16 protein-coding genes, 1 tRNA gene and 1 pseudogene are annotated in these 18,648 nt (G+C 73.8%); 10 read left to right on the forward strand and 8 right to left on the reverse strand.

The window, feature by feature from the left end; genetic code table 11:
- Positions 1–10: 10 nt before the first annotated feature.
- Entirely contained in the window at positions 11–859 is an 849-nt protein-coding gene (locus ACZ4M3_RS23490; protein WP_467735624.1) for a LysR family transcriptional regulator, read from the reverse strand.
- Between the two features lie 75 nt (positions 860–934).
- Here ACZ4M3_RS23490 and ACZ4M3_RS23495 point away from each other — a divergent pair, with 75 nt between their 5' ends.
- The gene (locus ACZ4M3_RS23495; protein ID WP_467735626.1) at positions 935–1,696 is read left to right on the forward strand and encodes a CTP synthase C-terminal region-related (seleno)protein; all 762 of its coding nucleotides are present in this window, start codon (positions 935–937) and stop codon (positions 1,694–1,696) included.
- Positions 1,697–1,770: 74 nt separating this feature from the next.
- A tRNA-His gene (locus tag ACZ4M3_RS23500) sits at positions 1,771–1,843 on the forward strand.
- 72 nt (positions 1,844–1,915) lie between these two features.
- On the opposite strand, the gene ACZ4M3_RS23505 is transcribed toward ACZ4M3_RS23500, so the two are convergent.
- The 6 genes from ACZ4M3_RS23505 to ACZ4M3_RS23530 all read right to left on the reverse strand — a co-directional run bounded on the left by ACZ4M3_RS23505 (position 1,916) and on the right by ACZ4M3_RS23530 (position 8,579).
- Positions 1,916–2,671 carry an alpha/beta fold hydrolase gene (locus tag ACZ4M3_RS23505; RefSeq protein ID WP_467735628.1) on the reverse strand — a complete coding sequence of 252 codons (756 nt, stop codon included), beginning with the start codon at positions 2,669–2,671 and terminating at the stop codon, positions 1,916–1,918.
- Between the two features lie 160 nt (positions 2,672–2,831).
- Positions 2,832–4,892 (reverse strand): phosphocholine-specific phospholipase C, encoded by a 2,061-nt coding sequence (locus tag ACZ4M3_RS23510; protein ID WP_467735630.1) that lies wholly within the window; start codon positions 4,890–4,892, stop codon positions 2,832–2,834.
- Positions 4,893–5,290: 398 nt separating this feature from the next.
- Complete coding sequence (gene msrB, locus ACZ4M3_RS23515; protein ID WP_467735632.1) at positions 5,291–5,704, reverse strand: peptide-methionine (R)-S-oxide reductase MsrB; 414 nt, start codon at positions 5,702–5,704, stop codon at positions 5,291–5,293.
- Between the two features lie 21 nt (positions 5,705–5,725).
- A complete protein-coding gene (murC, locus tag ACZ4M3_RS23520) occupies positions 5,726–7,144 on the reverse strand; it encodes a UDP-N-acetylmuramate--L-alanine ligase (RefSeq protein ID WP_467735634.1) in 1,419 nt (472 codons plus the stop codon).
- Between the two features lie 46 nt (positions 7,145–7,190).
- Positions 7,191–7,658 (reverse strand): indole-3-glycerol phosphate synthase, encoded by a 468-nt coding sequence (locus ACZ4M3_RS23525; protein WP_467735636.1) that lies wholly within the window; start codon positions 7,656–7,658, stop codon positions 7,191–7,193.
- A gap of 147 nt (positions 7,659–7,805) precedes the next feature.
- Positions 7,806–8,579, reverse strand: coding sequence for a pyrimidine reductase family protein (locus ACZ4M3_RS23530; RefSeq protein WP_467735638.1), 774 nt, complete (start codon positions 8,577–8,579; stop codon positions 7,806–7,808).
- Between the two features lie 84 nt (positions 8,580–8,663).
- On the opposite strand from ACZ4M3_RS23530, the gene zapE reads away from it, so the two are divergent.
- The 4 genes and pseudogenes from zapE to ACZ4M3_RS23550 all read left to right on the forward strand — a co-directional run bounded on the left by zapE (position 8,664) and on the right by ACZ4M3_RS23550 (position 12,150).
- On the forward strand, positions 8,664–9,722 hold the full coding sequence (gene zapE, locus ACZ4M3_RS23535; protein ID WP_453354091.1) for a cell division protein ZapE: 1,059 nt from the start codon (positions 8,664–8,666) through the stop codon (positions 9,720–9,722).
- An 87-nt stretch (positions 9,723–9,809) separates the two neighbouring features.
- Positions 9,810–10,235, forward strand: a complete 426-nt coding sequence (locus tag ACZ4M3_RS23540) for an OsmC family peroxiredoxin (protein WP_467735640.1) — start codon at positions 9,810–9,812, stop codon at positions 10,233–10,235.
- 124 nt (positions 10,236–10,359) lie between these two features.
- Positions 10,360–11,241, forward strand: a pseudogene (locus ACZ4M3_RS23545) (PPK2 family polyphosphate kinase).
- 18 nt (positions 11,242–11,259) lie between these two features.
- Positions 11,260–12,150, forward strand: coding sequence for a polysaccharide deacetylase family protein (locus ACZ4M3_RS23550; RefSeq protein WP_467735642.1), 891 nt, complete (start codon positions 11,260–11,262; stop codon positions 12,148–12,150).
- A 26-nt stretch (positions 12,151–12,176) separates the two neighbouring features.
- On the opposite strand, the gene ACZ4M3_RS23555 is transcribed toward ACZ4M3_RS23550, so the two are convergent.
- A complete protein-coding gene (locus ACZ4M3_RS23555; protein ID WP_467735644.1) occupies positions 12,177–12,851 on the reverse strand; it encodes an AIM24 family protein in 675 nt (224 codons plus the stop codon).
- 71 nt (positions 12,852–12,922) lie between these two features.
- Between ACZ4M3_RS23555 and ACZ4M3_RS23560 the strand changes: the two genes are divergently transcribed.
- From ACZ4M3_RS23560 to ACZ4M3_RS23575, 4 genes are all read left to right on the forward strand, one after another.
- Positions 12,923–13,696 (forward strand): aminoacyl-tRNA hydrolase, encoded by a 774-nt coding sequence (locus tag ACZ4M3_RS23560; protein ID WP_467735646.1) that lies wholly within the window; start codon positions 12,923–12,925, stop codon positions 13,694–13,696.
- Between the two features lie 129 nt (positions 13,697–13,825).
- The gene (locus tag ACZ4M3_RS23565; protein ID WP_467735648.1) at positions 13,826–15,130 is read left to right on the forward strand and encodes an MbnB/TglH/ChrH family RiPP precursor modification enzyme; all 1,305 of its coding nucleotides are present in this window, start codon (positions 13,826–13,828) and stop codon (positions 15,128–15,130) included.
- On the forward strand, positions 15,127–16,134 hold the full coding sequence (locus ACZ4M3_RS23570) for a TIGR04222 domain-containing membrane protein (protein WP_467735650.1): 1,008 nt from the start codon (positions 15,127–15,129) through the stop codon (positions 16,132–16,134). Before ACZ4M3_RS23565 ends, ACZ4M3_RS23570 begins: the two co-directional genes overlap by 4 nt.
- Before the next feature lie 814 nt (positions 16,135–16,948).
- Positions 16,949–18,571 carry an alpha/beta hydrolase gene (locus ACZ4M3_RS23575; RefSeq protein ID WP_467735652.1) on the forward strand — a complete coding sequence of 541 codons (1,623 nt, stop codon included), beginning with the start codon at positions 16,949–16,951 and terminating at the stop codon, positions 18,569–18,571.
- Positions 18,572–18,648 lie beyond the last annotated feature (77 nt).

Consider the following 18,648-nt stretch of genomic DNA (forward strand, 5'->3'; position numbering starts at 1 on the left):
CCGGACACCCCTACGCCGGTCCCGCCGTGAGCCGCTCGGCGACGGCGCGGGCCGTGCCGGTGGGGGCGCCCGCCGTGAGGAGTTCCGTACGGTGCACCAGCCGCGGCGACTCCAGCGGTACGGCGACCCCCGCGCCGGCGGCCCGCGCCACCCGCAGCGGCAGCAGGACCAGGCCGTGGCCGGCGGCGGCGAGGGCGCACAGGGCGCGCAGGTCGGTGCCGTCGTAGCGCAGGGCCGGGGCGGTGCGGACGGCGGCGGGCGCGAGCCCCACCCCCGGGGCGTCGAGCCAGCGCGCGTCGGCGAGGTCGTCCAGCCGGACGGCGGCCCGCCCGGCGAGCGGATGCCCGGCCGGGAACAGGACGGCGAGCTCCTCCTCCGCGACACCGGTGATCCGCAGCGGGGCCACGTCGGGCAGCCGGAGCGGATCGCTGGGCGCGGCCGGGCCGTCGACGAGCCCGAGGTCGCAGCCCCCGGCGGCGACGACGGCCGGTACCTGCGCGGGCGGCAGCACGCGCAGGGTGACCCCGGTGGCGGGGAGGGCGGCCAGCAGCCGGGGGCCGACGGCGAGCGGGGACACGGCGAGCGTGATCCGCCCGGGCGGCGCGGCGGCCAGCCGCAGCACGTCCGCCCGGGCCGCGTCGAGGCGCAGCAGCAGCGGCCCGGCGTGTTCGAGCAGCCGCTCCCCGGCGGGCGTCGGCGCCACGGGCCGCCGGGTCAGCAGCTCGGTCCGCAGGTCCGACTCCAGGGCGGCGATGTGCTGAGAGACGGCGGACTGGGTGTAGCCCAGTTCCCGGGCGGCGGCGGAGAAGGAGGCGAGCCGGGCGACGGCGGTGAAGGTGCGGAGCAGGTGCGGGTCCATGTCATCAGGATCGCTTATCGATCATGCAGGAACAATCGTTGGCGCTGAACGGGCATCGGCACCCAGGATGAACACATGAACACCACCGCACAGCCCGTACGGCCCGCCTCGGCCGCCGCCCGGATCGCCCTCGTCGGCGACCGCTCCCCGCACGTGAAGTCCCACACCCGGATTCCGCTGCTGCTCGACGCCCTCGCCGACCGCGACGGGCTGGTCCTGGACGCCTACTGGATCCCGACGACCGACGCCGGGGCCGAGGCCGCCTCCGGTGCCCTGGCCCGCTTCGACGCGGTCTGGGTACTGCCCGGCAGCCCGTACGCGAGCGAGGCGGGGACGCTGGCGGCGATCCGGGTGGCGCGCGAGGAGCGGATCCCCTTCCTCGGCACCTGCGGCGGCTTCCAGCACGCGCTGCTGGAGTACGCCCGGAACGTGTGCGGGCTCAGCGGGGCCGCGCACGCCGAGAACGACCCGGACGCCGAGGACCCGGTGATCGCGCCGCTCTCCTGTTCGCTGGTCGGCCACCAGGGTCTCGTACGGGCCGAGCCGGGGTCGCTGGCCGAGTCCGTGCTGGGCGCCGAGCGGAGCCTGGAGCACTACCACTGCAACTACGGTCCGGCACCCCGCCACCTGCCGGCGCTGGAAGCCGGGGGCCTGCGGCTGTCGGGGCACGACGAGGACGGGCAGGTCCGGATGGCGGAGCTGCCCGGGCATCCGTTCTTCCTGGCCACCCTGTTCCAGCCGGAGCTCGCCGGCGACGGCACGAAGCCGCACCCGGTGGTGCGGGCCCTCGCGGCGGCGGCCGTGGCGCACGCCGCCGGGGCGCCCGCCGCCCGGTAAAGCGTCGCAGGACCACCCGTCTGATCAGCTATGCTGTGCGTGCACGTCGAACGGGTGGTCCGCCGCCCCTCGTGGTGGGTGTAGCTCAGTTGGTAGAGCACCTGGTTGTGGTCCAGGTGGCCGCGGGTTCAAGTCCCGTCACTCACCCTGTTGACCCTGTGGGGGTACGAGGTTCTCCTCGTACCCCCACAGGCGTTTGACGAGGTCCCCACGACCCGGCTAGCCCCGCAAGAACGCCTCCACCTCGGTGACGAAGGCCACCGGCGTCTCGTGGGGCGGGTAGTGGCCGGCGCCGGGGATCGTACGGACGCGACAGTCCGGGTACCACGCCTGCCAGGTGGCCCGCATCACATCGGCGGTGAGGGCCAGGTCGTACTCGCCGACGAGGACCAGCACCGGGACGGTGTTGCCCTTGACGGCGGAGGACAGGTCGAGGGGCTGCCAGCTCGCGAGGTAGGCGGCGAAGGCCTCGGGCCGCGAGACCTCGCGGGAGTGGGCGACCATGCGGTTCACCCAGTGGCGGCTCGCGCGGTTGCCGGTGACCAGGTCGAGGATGACCCGCCGGTTCTCCGGGTCCTGGGCGGCGCCGTAGAACAGTTCGTGGGTGGCGTCGTCCATCTCGTACGGGGCGGCCGGCACCGGGGCGAGCCCGACCAGCTTCTCGATCCGCTCGGGTGCCCGGACCAGGACCTGCTGGGCGGCCTTGCCGCCCATGGAGTGGCCCAGCAGCGAGAAGGTGTCCCAGCCGAGCTGGGCGGCGAGTTCGAGTACGTCGTCGGCGATCTCCGGGAGGCTGTACCGGCCGGCGACGTCCCGGCGCTCGCCGTAGCCGCGGTAGTCGAGGAAGGCGTACGAGAACCCCTCGGGGTCCAGGTAGTCGAGCACCGACCCCCAGTTGGCGGAGGTGCCGAACCAGTCGTGCAGCACGATGACGCGGGTGGGGCCGGTGCCGATCCTGCGGTGGGCGATGGCCATGCGTTCTCCCTCGGTGACGAAGGCGTGGAAAGCGACGCCGTACGTTCTGCCCACCGCGCCTGACGTCACACCGCGCGGCCGCCGCCCGCGGGACGTGGCGGTCCCGGGACGACGGCTGCGGTGCGGCGCGGTGCGTGCGGCCGAGGTGTGGCCGAGGGCGTCAGACCGTGCTGATCGCCGGGTCCGAGACGCCGGGGGCGCCGGTTTCGACGTGGCCCGCGAAACGGCGCAGGAAGGTGGCGTCGGCGTCCGAGACGACCTTGACGTCGTACCAGCGGCCGGTCGCGGCGAGGTCCGCCGTGTACGTGGCCGTGCCGCCCGCCGCGACCCGCAGGGTCTGGGTCGCGCCCCCGTAGGCGTTGGTCACCGTGAGGTTGACCGCGGCCGTACCGGAGTTGGTCAGGGTCAGCTTGAGGTTGCCGGTCGCCGCGTCGTGGCGGGCCGTGACCTCGGGGCCGGCCTTCTTGGCCGGGCCCTTCCAGGTGCGCAGGAACCCGTTCGGGCCCCAGACGCTGAGGTTGATCTGGTAGCCGGTGGAGCTGCTGGTGCTCCAGGTGTCCGACAGGGTCTTGCCCGCCTCGACCGTGTAGGGCCACGGGCCGTCGGTGCGGTTGCCGGAGGTGCTGTGGAAGTGGGCGCCCAGGGTGGGGCCGGAGGCGAAGGTCAGCGTGAACTTGCCGGTGGAGACGGTGGCCTTGCCGTCCACGTACGGGGCGTAGCCGAGCGCGCGCGTCGGCTTGGTGCCGCCCTCCTGCTTGGGCAGGCTGCCGGTCGCCGGAGGGACGGGGTGGTAGGACGGGTGCGCGTTGTGGTCCGCCGGGACGTATCCGGCGGTGGAGGGCAGCGCCGCCGGGGAGGCGTCCGCCTTGCTGAAGTCGAACGCGGAGGTCAGGTCACCGCACACGGCGCGGCGCCACGGCGAGATGTTGGGCTCCTGCACGCCGAAGCGCTTCTCCATGAAGCGGATCACCGAGGTGTGGTCGAAGGTCTCGGAGCAGACGTAGCCGCCCTTGCTCCAGGGGGACACGACGATCATCGGGACGCGGGGGCCGAGACCGTACGGGCCGGCCGCGTAGCCGCCGCCCCCGGCGTACAGGTCCTTCGAGACGTCTGCCGTGGACAGGCCCCAGGCCGAGGACGCCGGCGGGTACGGCGGGACGACGTGGTCGAAGAACCCGTCGTTCTCGTCGTAGGTGATGAAGAACGCCGTCTTCGCCCACACCGCGGGGTTGGCGGTCAGCGCGTCAAGGACCTGCGAGATGTACCAGGCGCCGAAGTTGACCGGCCAGTTCGGGTGCTCGCTGAACGCCTCGGGGGCGGCGATCCAGGAGACCTGGGGCAGGGTGCCGGCCACGACGTCCGCACGGAGCTTGTCGAAGTAGCCGTCGCCGGCCTTGGCGTTGGTGCCCGTACGGGCCTTCTCGTAGAGGGCGCTGCCCGGCTGGGCGTCGCGGTAGCTGTTGAAGTACAGCAGCGAGTTGTCGCCGTAGTTGCCGCGGAACGCGTCGCTGATCCAGCCCCAGGAGCCGGCCGCGTTCAGGCCGTCGCCGATGTCCTGGTAGATCTTCCAGGAGACCCCGGCCGCCTCCAGCCGCTCGGGGTAGGTCTTCCAGCCGTAGCCGGCCTCCTGGTTGCCGAGGACCGGGCCGCCGCCGACGCCGTCGTTGCCCGTGTAGCCCGACCACATGTAATAGCGGTTGGGGTCGGTGGCGCCGATGAAGGAGCAGTGGTAGGCGTCGCAGACGGTGAAGGCGTCGGCGAGCGCGTAGTGGAACGGGATGTCGTTCCGCGTCATGTACGCCATCGTCGTCGCGGTCTTGGCCGGGACCCACTTGTCGTACTTGCCGTTGTTGTAGGCCTGGTGGCCGCCCGCCCAGTCGTGGTTGAGGCCCTCGACGAACTGCATGCCCAGGTCGGCCACCTGCGGGTTGAAGGGGAGGACGTCCTTCGTGCCGTTGGACTGGTAGAAGACGGACTTGCCGTTGTCCTGGAGCACGGGCCTCGGGTCGCCGAAGCCGCGGACGCCCTTCATCGTGCCGAAGTACTGGTCGAAGGAACGGTTCTCCTGCATCAGGACGACGATGTGCTCGATGTCCTGGATGGTTCCGGTGCTGCCCTGTGCCGGAATGGCGGCGGCCCGAGCGATGCTCTCGTTCAGCATGGCGGCGGCGGCCGTGCCGCCCGCGATCTGCAGGAACCTGCGGCGGTTGAGTTCAGCCACGGTGAAGACCTCTGGGGGTGTGGAGGGGGTCGAGGGGCGCCCCAAGGACAGCGGTCCCGGGGGGCCGGACGGAGATCCTCGTCTGACCTTGCGCCGTACAAATGGAGAACGGAAGGGCTCACGGAACCGGCCCGCGCTCCGCCGGGGGAACGGTACGACGCCCGGACCGCGGCCAACAGACTCCGTACGCAAGGGACTTGACGCGCGGGTCGGCTACTCGGGCACCGCACACGGCCCGAGGACGCGCTCTCCTCCGACGAGCTCCACCGGGAAGCGGCCCGCCACACCGCTCCGCCCGGCCCGCTCGGACGGCCTGACACGTGAGCCCCCGGCCACCATCGGTGGCCGGGGGCTCACGGCAGCTCGGGGCGTGGCCGGCTACGGCATGCGCGCGTCGGTCAGCCCGCGTCCGCGGCCGGGGTCAGCCGCAGGGAGATGCTGTTGATGCAGTACCGCTGGTCGGTCGGCGTCGGGTAGCCCTCGCCCTCGAAGACGTGGCCCAGGTGGGAGCCGCACTTCGCGCAGCGGACCTCGGTGCGGACCATGCCGTGCGAGGTGTCCGCGATCAGCTCGACCGCGTCGGTGTCCTTCGGGTCGTAGAAGGACGGCCAGCCGCAGTGCGACTCGAACTTCGTGTCGGAACGGAACAGCTCGGCGCCGCACGCCCGACAGGAGTAGACGCCTTCCGTCCTGGTGTCGGTGTACTCACCACGGAAGGCCGGTTCGGTGCCCGCGAGACGCAGCACCTGGTACTCGGACGGGGTCAGCTCCGCCTGCCACTGCTCGTCCGTCTTCTCGACCTCGTACGCCATGACGTTCCCGCTCCCTCTGGCCTAGCTCGACAGGCGGGCGAGGATCTGCGGTCCCAGATCCGTGACGTCGCCCGCGCCCATGGTGAGAACGAGATCACCGGGCTTCGCCATTCCCGCGATGACGTCGGCGACGGCGTCCTTGTCGTGCTCGGCCGCGACGTCGGCGCCCGCGGTCCGGGCCGCTTCGATGATGAGCTCGCTCGTGACGCCGGGCAGCGGGTCCTCGCGGGCCGGGTAGATGTCCAGGACCACGGAGGCGTCGGCCAGGGCCAGGGCCAGGCCCATCTCCTTGCCGAGTTCCTGCGTGCGGGAGAAGAGGTGGGGCTGGAAGACGACGAGGATGCGCGAGTCCCCGGCGGCGCCGCGGATGGCCTCCAGGTCCGCGGTCATCTCCGTGGGGTGGTGCGCGTAGGAGTCGATGACCTGCACGCCCGCGGCCTCGCCCTTGAGCTGGAGGCGGCGCTTGACGCCGGTGTACTTGCCGAGGGCGGAGGCGAGGTTGTGCGCCGGGATGCCGAGCGCGACACCGGCGGCCAGGGCGGCGACGGCGTTGTGCGCGTAGTGCCGGCCGGGGACGGAGACGGTGAAGGTGAGCATCCGCCCTCCCCCGGCCTCCGCCGTGGGGGACCCCAGGACCACGGTGACCTCGCTGGTCAGACCGCGCGGAGTGATCTTCGTGATCCGGACGTCGGCGTCCGCCTCCTCGCCGTACGTGACGACCCGCAGACCCTCCCGGCCGGCCACCCGGGCGGCGATCTCGGCCGCGCCGGCCTGGCCGTGGGCGACGACCAGGGTGCCGCCGGGGACGATGTTCGAGACGAAGGTCTCGAAGGACTCGTAGATCTCCTCCATCGACGCGTAGTTCGCGTGGTGGTCGAGCTCCGCGTTCAGGATGATCGCGACCTGCGGGGCGTACTTGTGGAAGCTGCGGTCGCTCTCATCCGCCTCGGCCACGAAGATGTCGCCCTCGCCGTGGTGGGCGTTGGAGCCCGGGGCGTCGAGGTCGCCGCCGATGGCGTAGGAGGGGTCCAGGCCCAGGGCCGAGAGGGACACCGCCAGCATGGAGGTGGTGGTGGTCTTGCCGTGCGTGCCCGCCACCGCGATCGGCCGCAGGCCGTCCATCAGGGCGGCCAGGGCGTCGGACCGGTGCACGACCGGGATGCCGAGTTCGGCGGCGCGGGCCAGCTCGGGGTTGTCGGCGCGGATGGCGCTGGAGACGACCACGCAGGTGGAGTCGTCCGCGAGGTGGCCGGCGGCGTGCCCGACGTGCACCGTGGCGCCGTGGGCGCGCAGCGCCTGGGCGGTCTCGGAGTCACGGGCGTCACTGCCGGCCACCCGCGCGCCGCGCTGGGCGAGGATCTTCGCGATGCCGGACATGCCGGCCCCGCCGATGCCGATGAAGTGGGGCCGTTCCATGGCGGTCGGCAGGCCGGGCTTCATTCAGGTCGCTCCAGGAATCGATTGCTAGGGGTGAGCCGGGGCCAGCCTATTCGTTGTGGGCGAAGAGCTTGAGCACCGGAACGCCGACCTTGTGCCGCGCGCGGGAGGCCCAGTCGCGGTGGAAGAACTCCTCGACGAAGTGCGGCGCGGTCAGCACGATCACCTCGTCGGCCGCGGTCTCGTCCACGACGGCCCTGAGCCGGTCGAGGGGGTGGTCCTCGACGAGCTGGCCGACGGCCTTGGCGCCCTTTCTGCGCAGGGCTTCCAGCGAGTGTTCCAGGGCCTGGGCGGCGGGGCGGCGGGCGGCGGTGCCCTCCGGCTCGGCGCCCTCGTGGAGCGCCTCGGGGAGCTCGCCGAGCGCGACGTCGTCGATGGCGCGCAGCAGCCTGTCCTGGTCCCCCCTCGGTTGCATGAGGACGATGAACGACACTTCGTCGTCTCCGTGCAGGGTGGTGACGAAGTCCACGTCCACCGGGGTCAGCGGCTGCTCGATCATCAATACGCTCGTGAACACGGACGCCCTCTCCTTCATGGGCCGAGGCCGGGGGGCCGGCCTCTGCGGAAACCATCCTGCCCCGCTCTCGCGCGGGCTTGCGCGGATATATCTGCCCAGGTATGTGCCCACCGGAAGCAAAGCGGAACGGCGAATTCCGCCCCTTGTTCAGATTCGACGGTAACTGGTGAAGAGGAACCCGGCCTCCTCCAGCACACTCGCCGCCGCGAGCCGGTGCGGAACCGTGACGGAGGGGCCTCCGGCGATGCGCTGGGCACCGCCCGCCGTGAGCATCGGGGAGATCGTCAGGCACAGCTCGTCGAGCACGTCGGCGGCCACGAACTGCCCCAGCAGCCGGGGACCGCCCTCGGTGAGCTGGCGGCGCAGTCCGCGCGCGGCGAGTTCCCGTACCGCCCGGGCGGGGTCGACGGCCGCCCCGTCGCCCGCGAGCACGACCTCGGCCCCGGCCGCGGCCGCCTGCGCCACCCGGTCGGCGGGGGCGGCGGCGCCGGTGACGACCAGCGTGGGCACGAGGGGGGAAGTGAACAGCGGCAGGGAGAAGTCCAGGTCCATGCTGGCCGTGATCACCGCGATGGCGGCCGCCGGGCCCTGTCCCGCGGCGCTGCGGCGCTCTGCGAAGGCCTCCCGGGCCCGCGCCGGGCGGTAGCCCTCCTGGCGAACCGTTTCCGCGCCGACGACGATCACGTCCGCCAGGGCGCGCAGGGTGCCGAAGATCTGCATGTCGGTCTCGCCGGAAATGGGCTGCGAGCGGCCGTCGTGCTGGGCGGCTCCGTCGAGGGTCGAGACCATGTTGGCCCGCAGCCAGTGGCCGTCGGGGCCGAGCGGGGGGTACGCGTAGGCCTCCGCGAGCTCCTCCAGCGACCACGGCCGGTCGCTCCGGTCTGCTGATGTCTGATCGGTCACAGGGAACAGGCGTCGCATCGATGCAGTGTGCCACGGCCCGTAGAGTTAAGGGCTGTGTCAACCTCTCTCACGACCTCCGGTCAGGCCTCCGGGCGGCAGCCGATAGCCGACGCGGGTCCCCAGGCCCTGTGTGCCCGGGCCCCCCGCGTGCCCGCCGAACGACTGGTCGCCGAGATGGTGCCGCCGCCGCGTTTCGACTCGGTGCGCTTCGACACCTACGAACCCGACCCCACCCAGCCCAGCCAGCGCGAGGCCGTCACCGTGCTGAGCGCCTTCGCCGCGGGGCTGGGCGGGGCGCACGCCAGCGGCTCGGGCAGGCGGCGCTGGTTCTCGAAGAAGCCCGCTGCCCCGGCCGCCGCCCCCGGCGGGGTCTACCTCGACGGCGGCTACGGCGTCGGCAAGACGCACCTGCTGGCCTCGCTGTGGCACGCGACCCCGGCCGAGCCCGCGCTGAAGGCCTTCGGCACCTTCGTGGAGCTGACGAACCTGGTCGGCGCGCTCGGCTTCCAGCAGACCGTGCAGACCCTGGGCGGGCACCGGCTGCTGTGCATCGACGAATTCGAGCTGGACGACCCGGGCGACACCGTACTGGTGTCCTCGCTGCTGAGCCGGCTCGTCGAGCAGGGCGTGGCGCTGGCCGCGACCTCCAACACGCTGCCCGGCAAGCTCGGCGAGGGCCGGTTCGCCGCGGCCGACTTCCTGCGGGAGATCCAGGGCCTGTCGGCGCACTTCCGGCCGCTGCGGATCGACGGCCAGGACTACCGGCACCGCGGGCTGCCGGAGGCGCCGGCGCCGTTCTCCGACGAGCAGGTGGCCAAGGCGGCGTACGCGACGCCGGGCGCGAGCCTGGACGACTTCCCCGGGCTGCTGGAACACCTGGCGAAGGTGCACCCGAGCCGCTACGGAGCGCTGACGGACGGGATATCCGCGGTGTGCCTGACCGATGTCGGCCCCGTCCCGGACCAGTCGACGGCGCTGCGGCTGGTGGTCCTGGCCGACCGGCTGTACGACCGCGAGATACCGGTCCTCGCCTCGGGCGTGCCCTTCGACCGTCTGTTCAGTGAAGAAATGCTCAACGGGGGTTATCGGAAGAAGTACTTCCGCGCCATATCCCGGCTCACCGCCCTGGCACGCGACGCGAAGGGGCTGGTGGCCCAGTAGGTTGGGTGGCGCCGGGCCGTTCGCGCGTACGGATCGTCATGCGTACGGCCGGTCCGGTCGTTTCCCACTTCTGCGAAGGGATCCACCATGGCCACCACGCGTACCGCGCACACCACCTGGGAGGGCAACCTCCTCAAGGGCAGCGGTGTCGTCTCCCTCGACTCCTCGGGTCGAGGATCGTTCGACGTCTCCTGGCCTTCGCGCGCCGAGGCCGCGAACGGCAAGACCAGCCCGGAAGAGCTGATCGCCGCCGCGCACTCCAGCTGCTACTCGATGGCCCTCTCCCACGGCCTCGACGGTGCCGGCACCCCGCCCACCCGGGTCGAGACCAAGGCCGACGTGACGTTCCAGCCGGGTGAGGGCATCACCGGCATCCACCTGACGGTGCGCGCCGAGGTTCCGGGGCTGGACGCCGAGGCCTTCGCGGCCGCCGCCGAGGACGCGAAGAAGAACTGCCCGGTCAGCCAGGCCCTGACGGGTACGACCATCACCCTGAGCGCCGAGCTGATCTGACGCGGCTCCCGGCCCGGCCGGTCGCTCGCGGTGGCGGACCCCGCCCTGCCGGGCGGCCGGCCGTGCGCCGCCGCCCCCGATGCCCGATGATCGACGGAGTCGACTGATCGGGGTGGTGGACGCGATGGCGAAGAAGAAAGGCGCTCGGCGGCCGGCGGAGGCCGGGCCGCCGCCCGCCCTGCGCGAGGTGCTGCGCGTCCCGGCCGGCCGGGTCGACCTCGGCGCCGTCGACACGTCCGCGACCCCGGGCGGCCCCTCCCGCAAGGCGGACGGCGTGGCCGACACGGCCAGGATGGCCGGCCCGCTCGCCTCGCTCCAGGAACGGCTGTACGCCGCGAGCACCGCGGGTGACCGGCGCCGGCTGCTGCTCGTCCTCCAGGGCATGGACACCAGCGGCAAGGGCGGCACGGTCAAGCACGTGATCGGCTTCTTCAACCCTTCGGGCTGCCGGGTCCAGGCCTTCAAGGCCCCCACCCCGGAGGAACGCAGCCACCCCTTCCTGTGGCGGGTCACGAAGGCCCTGCCCCGGCCCGGGGAGATCGGCATCTTCGACCGCTCGCACTACGAGGACGTGCTGATCGCCCGCGTCCGCGAACTGGTTCCCGTGGAGACGGTGGACCAGCGGTACGAAGAGATCAACCGGTTCGAGGAGTCGCTCGCCGACGACGGCGTGACCGTGGTGAAGGTCTTCCTCCACATCTCCTACGAGGAGCAGCGCGAGCGGCTGCTGGCCCGGCTCGACGACCCGACCAAGCACTGGAAGTTCAGCCCGGGCGACATCGACGAGCGCGCGCTGTGGCCGGCCTACCAGCGGGCGTACGAGCTGGCGCTGGAGCGCTGCTCCACGGATGCCGCGCCCTAGTACGTCGTACCCGCCGACCGCAAGTGGTATCGGAACTGGGCCGTCGGCAGGCTCCTGACGGAGCATCTGGAGGACATCGGTCCGCGCTATCCGAGTGCTGATTTCGACGTAGCCGAGTGCCGCGCGCGGCTACTTGCCACATAGTCGGATATTTTGCCTGGCGTGACCCTCTCCGTAGCAGTGCGCAAAGCCGCGGCCGTGGCCGCCCTCGGTGCCGCCCTCGCCGGCTGCGGGGCCGGCGGCGGCTCGCCGAAGCCGGCCAACGAAGCCCGGATGGGCACCCCGGCGGCTCCCCCGTCCGGCTCCCCGTCCGCCGCAGCTTCGGGCTCCCCGAAGGCCGGCGCGCCGGCCGCCGTTCCGGTGCTGCCGCCCGGCCCGAACGGACTGACGCCGGTCTTCGAACGGGCGAAGCAGCGCACGGACAAGACGGTGGCGCTCACCTTCGACGCGGACATGACGTCCGATCAGGGGCCGCGCGCCGCCTCGGGGGAACGTTTCGACAACCCGGAGCTGATCTCGTCCCTGCGCGCCCTCAAGGTGCCCGCCACCATCTTCATGACCGGCCGCTGGGCGGAGGAGTACCCCGACCAGGCGAGGGCCATCGGCACCGATCCCAACTTCGAGATCGCCAACCACTCGTACAGCCACCACGCCTTCAAGTCCCCCTGCTACGGGCTCCCCGCGCTCGACGCCGCCGCCGCGAGGGCCGACGTGGACCGGGCCTTCGACGCCTTCCGGAAGGCGGGCGCGGTCAACACCGTCCCCTACTTCCGCTTCCCCGGCGGCTGCTACGACGACCAGGCGCTGCGGGCGCTGTCCCCGGCCAAGGTGACGGCCGTGCAGTGGGACGTGGTCAGCGGCGACGCCTTCGCCAAGGACCCCGACGCGGTGGCCGAACAGGTGCTGGCCGGGGTCAGGCCGGGCTCGGTGGTGGTCATGCACTGCACGCGCAGCGCCGCCCCGGTCACCGAGCAGGCGGTCCGCAAGGTGGTCCCGGAGCTGCGCAAGCGCGGCTACCGCTTCGTGAAGGTCTCCGACCTGATCGGGAAGTAGCCCGGGCCGTTGCCGGAAGGGGCCGTTCAGTGCGCCGCGGTCACCTCGGTGACCTCGCTGGGGCGGACGATGACGAAGCCCTCCCCGCTCAGCTTGAGCTGTACGGCCTCCCCGGAGCCGCCGCGGATCATCGACCCGATCGACTGGGAGCGGTGCAGCCCGGTCTCCAGGGCCGCGCTCCAGCCGACCACGGCGTCCGTGTCCACGTACACCGGGGCCTGCGCGGTGACCGGGATGATGATCGGGTTGCCCTCGCAGATGACCGCGAGTTTGCCGGTGCCGGTGAACAGGCTGTTGAACAGTCCGCCCCCGGCCATGCCCGCGCCCTTGACCATCCTGATCTCGTAGGAGAGCGACGGGTCGAAGCACAGGACGTTGCGTCCGTTGATGGTCAGGGCGTCGCCGGGCTCGAACTCGACGATGAAGCAGTTCGCGGCCTGGTGGGCGAACCAGGCCTCGCCCTGGCCGCGCACCGACATCAGGGCCAGCCCCTCGCCGGTCACCGCCCGCTTGAGCATGCCGCCTATGCCCTGCCCCTTGCGCTCGAACTGGAGGTTGCCGCGGAAGGCGACCATCGAGCCCTGGCGGGCCAGCATCTCCCCGTTGACGGTGTACTTGACGGACTTCGCGTTCTGGAGGGTCATCCCCGCCACGGCGGCGGGCTGGACCAGGTTCTCGGACGCGAAAAGATCACTCTTCATGGGCCCGATCCTCGCCCGGACGGCACCCCTGCGGCATCCTCCTGAAGTCGGAGGCTGGCAGACTGGGCCGGATGAGCACCGAGGACACCCAGGCCCCCCGGGACACCGCCCCCGTACCGGCCGTGGGGGCCGACAGCCCCTTCCGCAAGGAGCACGCGGCCCGCGACGAGGCCCCCCAGTTCGTGCTGCCGCTGGTCGTGCGGATCGAGAAGACCGCGCCGCCGGCCAGGACCGACGCGCTGGAGACGGCGGCCCGCGCGGTGCTCGTGCTGCTGACCGACGAACGCTCGCACGGCGAGGGCGAGTGGGCCGGGGCCGTCCGCGACTGGCAGGACGCCCGGATCCGCAAGGTGGTCCGACGGGCCCGCGGGTCGGAGTGGCGCAAGGCCGGGACCCTGCCCGGGGTCACGGTCGGCGGTGACGGCCCGTCGGGTGCGCAGACCGAGGTACGGGTCTTCCCGCCGGTGCCGCTCGACGGCTGGCCCAAGGAACTGGCCAAGCTCCAGGTGTCGGGCACCGACCTCGACGACCCGGAACCGGTTGCTCCGGCGGCACCGGGCGTGCCCGTGCTCTGGCTCAACCCGGACCTGGACATGTCGGCCGGCAAGGCGATGGCCCAGGCCGGCCACGCGGCGCAGCTGGCGTGGTGGGAGCTGACCCCGGCGGAGCGCGACGCCTGGCGGGACTCCGGTTTCCGGCTGGCCGTACGGACGGCCCCGCGCGAGCGGTGGGCGGAGCTGAGCGGGAGCGGGCTGCCGGTGGTACGGGACGCGGGGTTCACGGAGATCGCGCCGGGCTCCTGCACGGTGGTCTCGGACCATCCGGCGCTGCGGGCGCGGCTGTAGCCCCGCCGGAGCCCGTCCCGCCCGTGGGCGGAACCTCAAATCCAGCTCTGAACGTCCCCTGCGGCGGGTTGGGCGAACTCCGCCGGGGCCATCACATCGGCGTAGGACCGATGGAAGGGGGCGGGGGACATGAAGCCCATGGCACACCTGGGGGTCGGCATCGGCTGGCGGCCCGAGATCGCGGAAGCGGTGGAACGGCTGCCGGGCCTGGAGTGGGTCGAGGTGGTGGCGGAGAACATCTGCCCGGGCCACCTGCCGGCCCCGCTGACCCGGCTGCTGGAGCGCGGCGTCCGGGTCGTCCCGCACGGGGTCTCGCTCGGCCTCGGCGGCGCCGACCGCCCGGACGCCGGGAAGCTGGCCGCACTCGGGGAGCGGGCGGTGGCGCTGGGTGCTCCGCTGGTCACCGAGCACATCGCGTACGTACGCACCTCCTCGCCGGCGCTGGAGGCCGGGCACCTGCTGCCGGTGCCGCGCACCCGGGAGGCGCTGGACGTGCTCTGCGAGAACGTCCGCATCGCGCAGGACGCGCTGCCCGTGCCGCTGGCGCTGGAGAACATCGCCGCGCTGTTCCCGTGGCCCGGGGACGAGCTGACGGAGGGGAGGTTCCTGACCGAGCTGGTGGAGCGGACCGGGGTGCGGCTGCTCATCGACGTGGCGAACCTCCACACCAACCGGGTGAACCGGGGCGAGGACCCGGCGGCGGTGCTGGACGCGATCCCGCTGGAGGCGCTGGCGTACGTGCACGTCGCCGGGGGCGTGGAGCGGGACGGGGTGTGGCACGACACGCACGCGCACCCCGTACCGGGGGTGGTGCTGGACGTACTCGCGCAGTTGCGGGAACGGGTGGAGCCGGCCGGGGTCCTGCTGGAGCGGGACGACGACTTCCCGCCGGAGGGTGAGCTGGCGGGGGAACTCCGGGCCGTGCGGGAGGCACTGGCCGCCGGGGTCGCCGGGGCCGCCCCGTCGAAGCGGGTGCCGGCTCCCCGGGACCCGGTCCCGGACGCCGTACGGTCCCCCGTGCCGGACGGGGTCCGGACCCGGCTCGGGCTGCGGCAGGCAGCGCTGCTGTCGGCGCTCGTCGCGGGCACTCCCGTACCGGAGGGCTTCGACCGGCAGCGGATCCGGGTGCAGGCCCGGGCGCTGGCCGCCAAGCGGGCGTCGGTGGTGGCGAAGCTGGCCCCCGAGCTGCCGGCCGTCCTGGGCGGCGAGGACGCGTACCGCACCGCGTTCCTCGGCTACGCCCGCGGCCGCCCCATGACGGCCGGATACCGCCGGGACGCGCTGGACTTCGCCGAGCACCTGCTGGTCCGGGACCTCCCGGCCGACCCGGCCGCCCGCCGCCGACTCACCGCCTGGTGGCGGGAGCGGGCCGGGGCGCGGCCGCCGGGCCGGGTCGCGCGCTGGGCGCGGGCGCTGGTCGGGAAGGCCGCGTGAACGCGCTCGCCGTGGCGGTCTGGCTCGCCGTGGCGGCCTCCACCGTGCTGCTCTTCCGCGGCCCGGGCGGCGGACGTTCCGCGTCGTCCGGGGCGGCGGCGTACCTGCACGACCTGTCCGAGGCCGCGTTCCTGGTGGGCGGCCCGGGGACGGTCGTCGACAGCGCGCTCGTCGCGCTGCTGTGCGACGGCCGGCTGGTGGTCGGCGGCCCGGGAATCGTGCAGGCCAGGCCCGGGGTGCGGGGCGCCGACGTCGCCGAGCGCGCCGTGCTACAGGCCCTGGGACGGGCGCCGTCCGGGTGGCTGTACCAGGTGCGGTACGCGGCCATGGCCGACCCGGCCGTACAGGAGACGGGGGACGCCCTGGCCGACCGGGGGCTGATCACCGTGCCCGGTTCGGGGCGGGGGCGGCGCCGTTGGGGGCTGGTCCAGGCGGTGGTGTGCGCGCTGCTGGTGCCGCCGTCGCTCGTACTGACCTTCGTGGCGTGGGATACGGATTCCGGGTTCCAGGTGCCGTTCGTCTGCGAGGTGCTGCCCGTTCTGGTGGCCGGGTTCGGCTTCGGCATCGCCGGCGCCCGGCGCGCCCGGCGGCGGATCACCCCGGCGGGGCGGGAGGCGCTGGGCGCGATGCGGGCCCGGTACGCGGGCGACCACACCCCGCGGGTCCGGACGGCCCTGTTCGGGCTGCGCGGCCTGCGCGACCCGTACCTGCGGCAGCAGCTGGTACCGGCCGCCCGCGGCACCCGCCTGGCCGCGGCGCAGTCCAGCGCGCGGCGCACCGCCGGTTCCGACTCGTCCGGCTCGGCCGCCGAGTTCGCGCCGCTGGTGTGGTGCGCGGCGACCGACACCGGCCCCTCCTGCGGCTCGTCGGGATCGAGCTGCTCGTCCAGCTCCGGCTGCTCGTCCAGCTCCGGCTGCTCGTCCGGATCCAGCTGCTCATCGGGGTCCAGCTGCTCATCGAGCTCCAGCTGCTCGTCCGGGTCCAGCTGTTCCAGCAGTTCCTGACCGCCCATCGAACCACGCGCGGGGCGCGGGCGAGGCGCCGCGGCCGGCAGCGACGCTCGCGGCCCGCCGGTCCACCCAGGCCGAGGCCCGGGCAGGCCGGGGTCCGATCGCCGGGGCCGGGGCAGCCCCAGGCTGACCGACTTGCCGTCGACAGGGCCAAGCCACCGCCCACTCGGCCCAACAGGCCCGGGGTCCGGTCGCCGGGGCCGGGGCAGCCCCGGGCTGACCGACTTGCCGTCGACACGGCAACTCCCCGCCCGCTCGGCCTGACCAGGCCAAGGGCACGGATGGCCGGGCAGGCCGGGCGCCGAAGCACGCCGGGGGCCGATCAGGCCGAGGTTGGGCGGTTAGCCGTAGCCCACGGCACCGCCACCCGCCGCCCGACCCGACCAGCCCCGGGGCACCGGGCAGGCGGGGGGGGGCCGAGGCACCCGGGGGCCGACAGGCCGAGCCCTCCGTGCAGGTCGGCGCCAGCAGGCCCACGGCACGACGGACCCAGGCAGGGGCGCGCCGGCAGAGCTGATCAACCGGGCAGGCCGGGGGCGCCGGACAGGCCGAGGCAGAGGCGCCGGGCAGGCCCGGGCGCCGGGCGGTTGGCCGTGGAGCACGGCGACGCCACCGTGCGCCCGGCCCGAAAAGGCTGGGGGGCTCCAGGGCCGCCGGGCGGGCCGGGCGGTAGCAGGGTCGGGCAGGGCGGAGGGCGGCTGGGGTACGGCAATGGGGGGAAGGGTGGGCGACACCCGGGGTGGGGTGCTGTACACGGGGGCGACCGGCAGCATCTGATCGGACCAGCCGATGAGATGCGAGGGCCGCCATGCGGAGGAAGCTCACACGCCGCGCGGTCACCGCGGCAGTCCTCGGCCTCGCCCTGGCCGGTCCCGTCCCCGCCCGGGCGGCCGACGGGGACGCCGAGGCGACCGGGGCCGAGCTCGTCGCCCGCAACCCGCCCCCGCTCGCCTTCGGGCCCTGCCCCGACGCCGAGGCGCTGCCGGACCCCGTCCGGTGCGCGACGCTGCGCGTCCCGCTCGACTACGCCCGCCCCGACGGCCCCCGGATCTCCCTCACCGTCAGCCGCGTCCCGGCCACCGGCCGCGGCGGAGCGGCCCGCCAGGGCGCCCTCGTCTACAACCCGGGCGGCCCCGGTGCCTCCGGGATGGCCTTCCCGCTCTTCGGCGGCCTGCCCGCCTGGGAGCGCGTCGCCGCCGCCTACGACCTCGTCGGTTACGCCCCGCGCGGGGTCGCCCGCTCCGCCCCGCTGTCCTGCCAGGGCCCCGCCGCCCGCGCCCAGGCGCCCACTCAGGTCCCGGCCGATCCCTCACCCGCGTACAAGCGGCAACGGCTCGCCGCCGCCCGGGCCTACGCCCGCGGCTGCGCCCGGCGGGCCGGCGCCGCCCTGCCGTACTACACGACCCTGAACAACGTGCGGGACCTGTACGTGCTGCGCGCCGCGCTCGGCGAGCCGGAGCTGAACTTCCTGGGGGCCTCGTACGGCACCTACCTCGGGGCCGTCTACGCCACCCGCTACCCGGCCCACCTGCGCCGGATGGTCTTCGACTCGGCGGTCGACCCCGACCCGCGCCGCGTCTGGTACCGCGACAACCTCGACCAGGGCCCCGGCTTCGAGCGCCGCTGGTACGACTTCCGCGCCTGGACCGCCCGGCACCACGACACGTACGGCCTCGGCAGCACCCCGGAGGCCGTGCTCGGCGCCTACGAACGCGTCCGGGACGCGGTGGCCCGGACCCCCGCCGGCGGGGTGGTGGGGACGGGCGAACTCCACGCCGCCTTCCTCCAGACGGCGTACTACGACGACGTCTGGCCGGACCGGGCCCGGGCGCTGGCCGCCTTCCTGCGCGGTGACCCGGGCCCGCTGACCCGGCAGGCCGCGCCGGATCCGGCCCGCGCGGCCGCCGTGGAGAACGCCACGGCCGTGTACACGGCGGTGCTGTGCAACGACGCCGACTGGCCGGCCGACTGGGAGACCTGGGACCGGGACAACACCGAGGTGGCGCGCCGGGCGCCCTTCGAGACCTGGGCGAACGCGTTCCTCAACCTGCCCTGCGCCTCCTGGCCGGTGCGCGAGCGGCAGCGCCCGGTGGACGTGCGGGCCGGGCTGCGAGGGCTCCCCCGCACCCTGATCGTGGCGGCGGAACGGGACGGGGCGACCCCCTACCGGGGCGCGCTCGAACTCCAGCGGCGGCTCGGCGCGCGGGCCGCGCTGGTCACCGAGGAGGGGGCCGGTCACCACGGGGTGTCCGGCGGCCGCAACGACTGCGTCGACCGGCACGTGGAGCGGTACTTGCTGACGGGTGACACCCCGGGGCGGCGTGCCACGTGTGCGCCGCATCCGGAGCCCGCACCGGTGTCGCTGGACGAGCGGGCGGCGGCGGGCACCCCGGGGAATGCTCCCAGGGCGCTGCTGCCGCCTGTCGTCTGAACTTCCGGGCGGGGTCTCCGGCTGCGTCGATTCGGGGGCGGGGCCTCCCGATCACCGGCGGCCGCCCCAAGTCACGG

It is taken from the genome of Streptomyces sp. NPDC026522 (genome assembly GCF_055567555.1).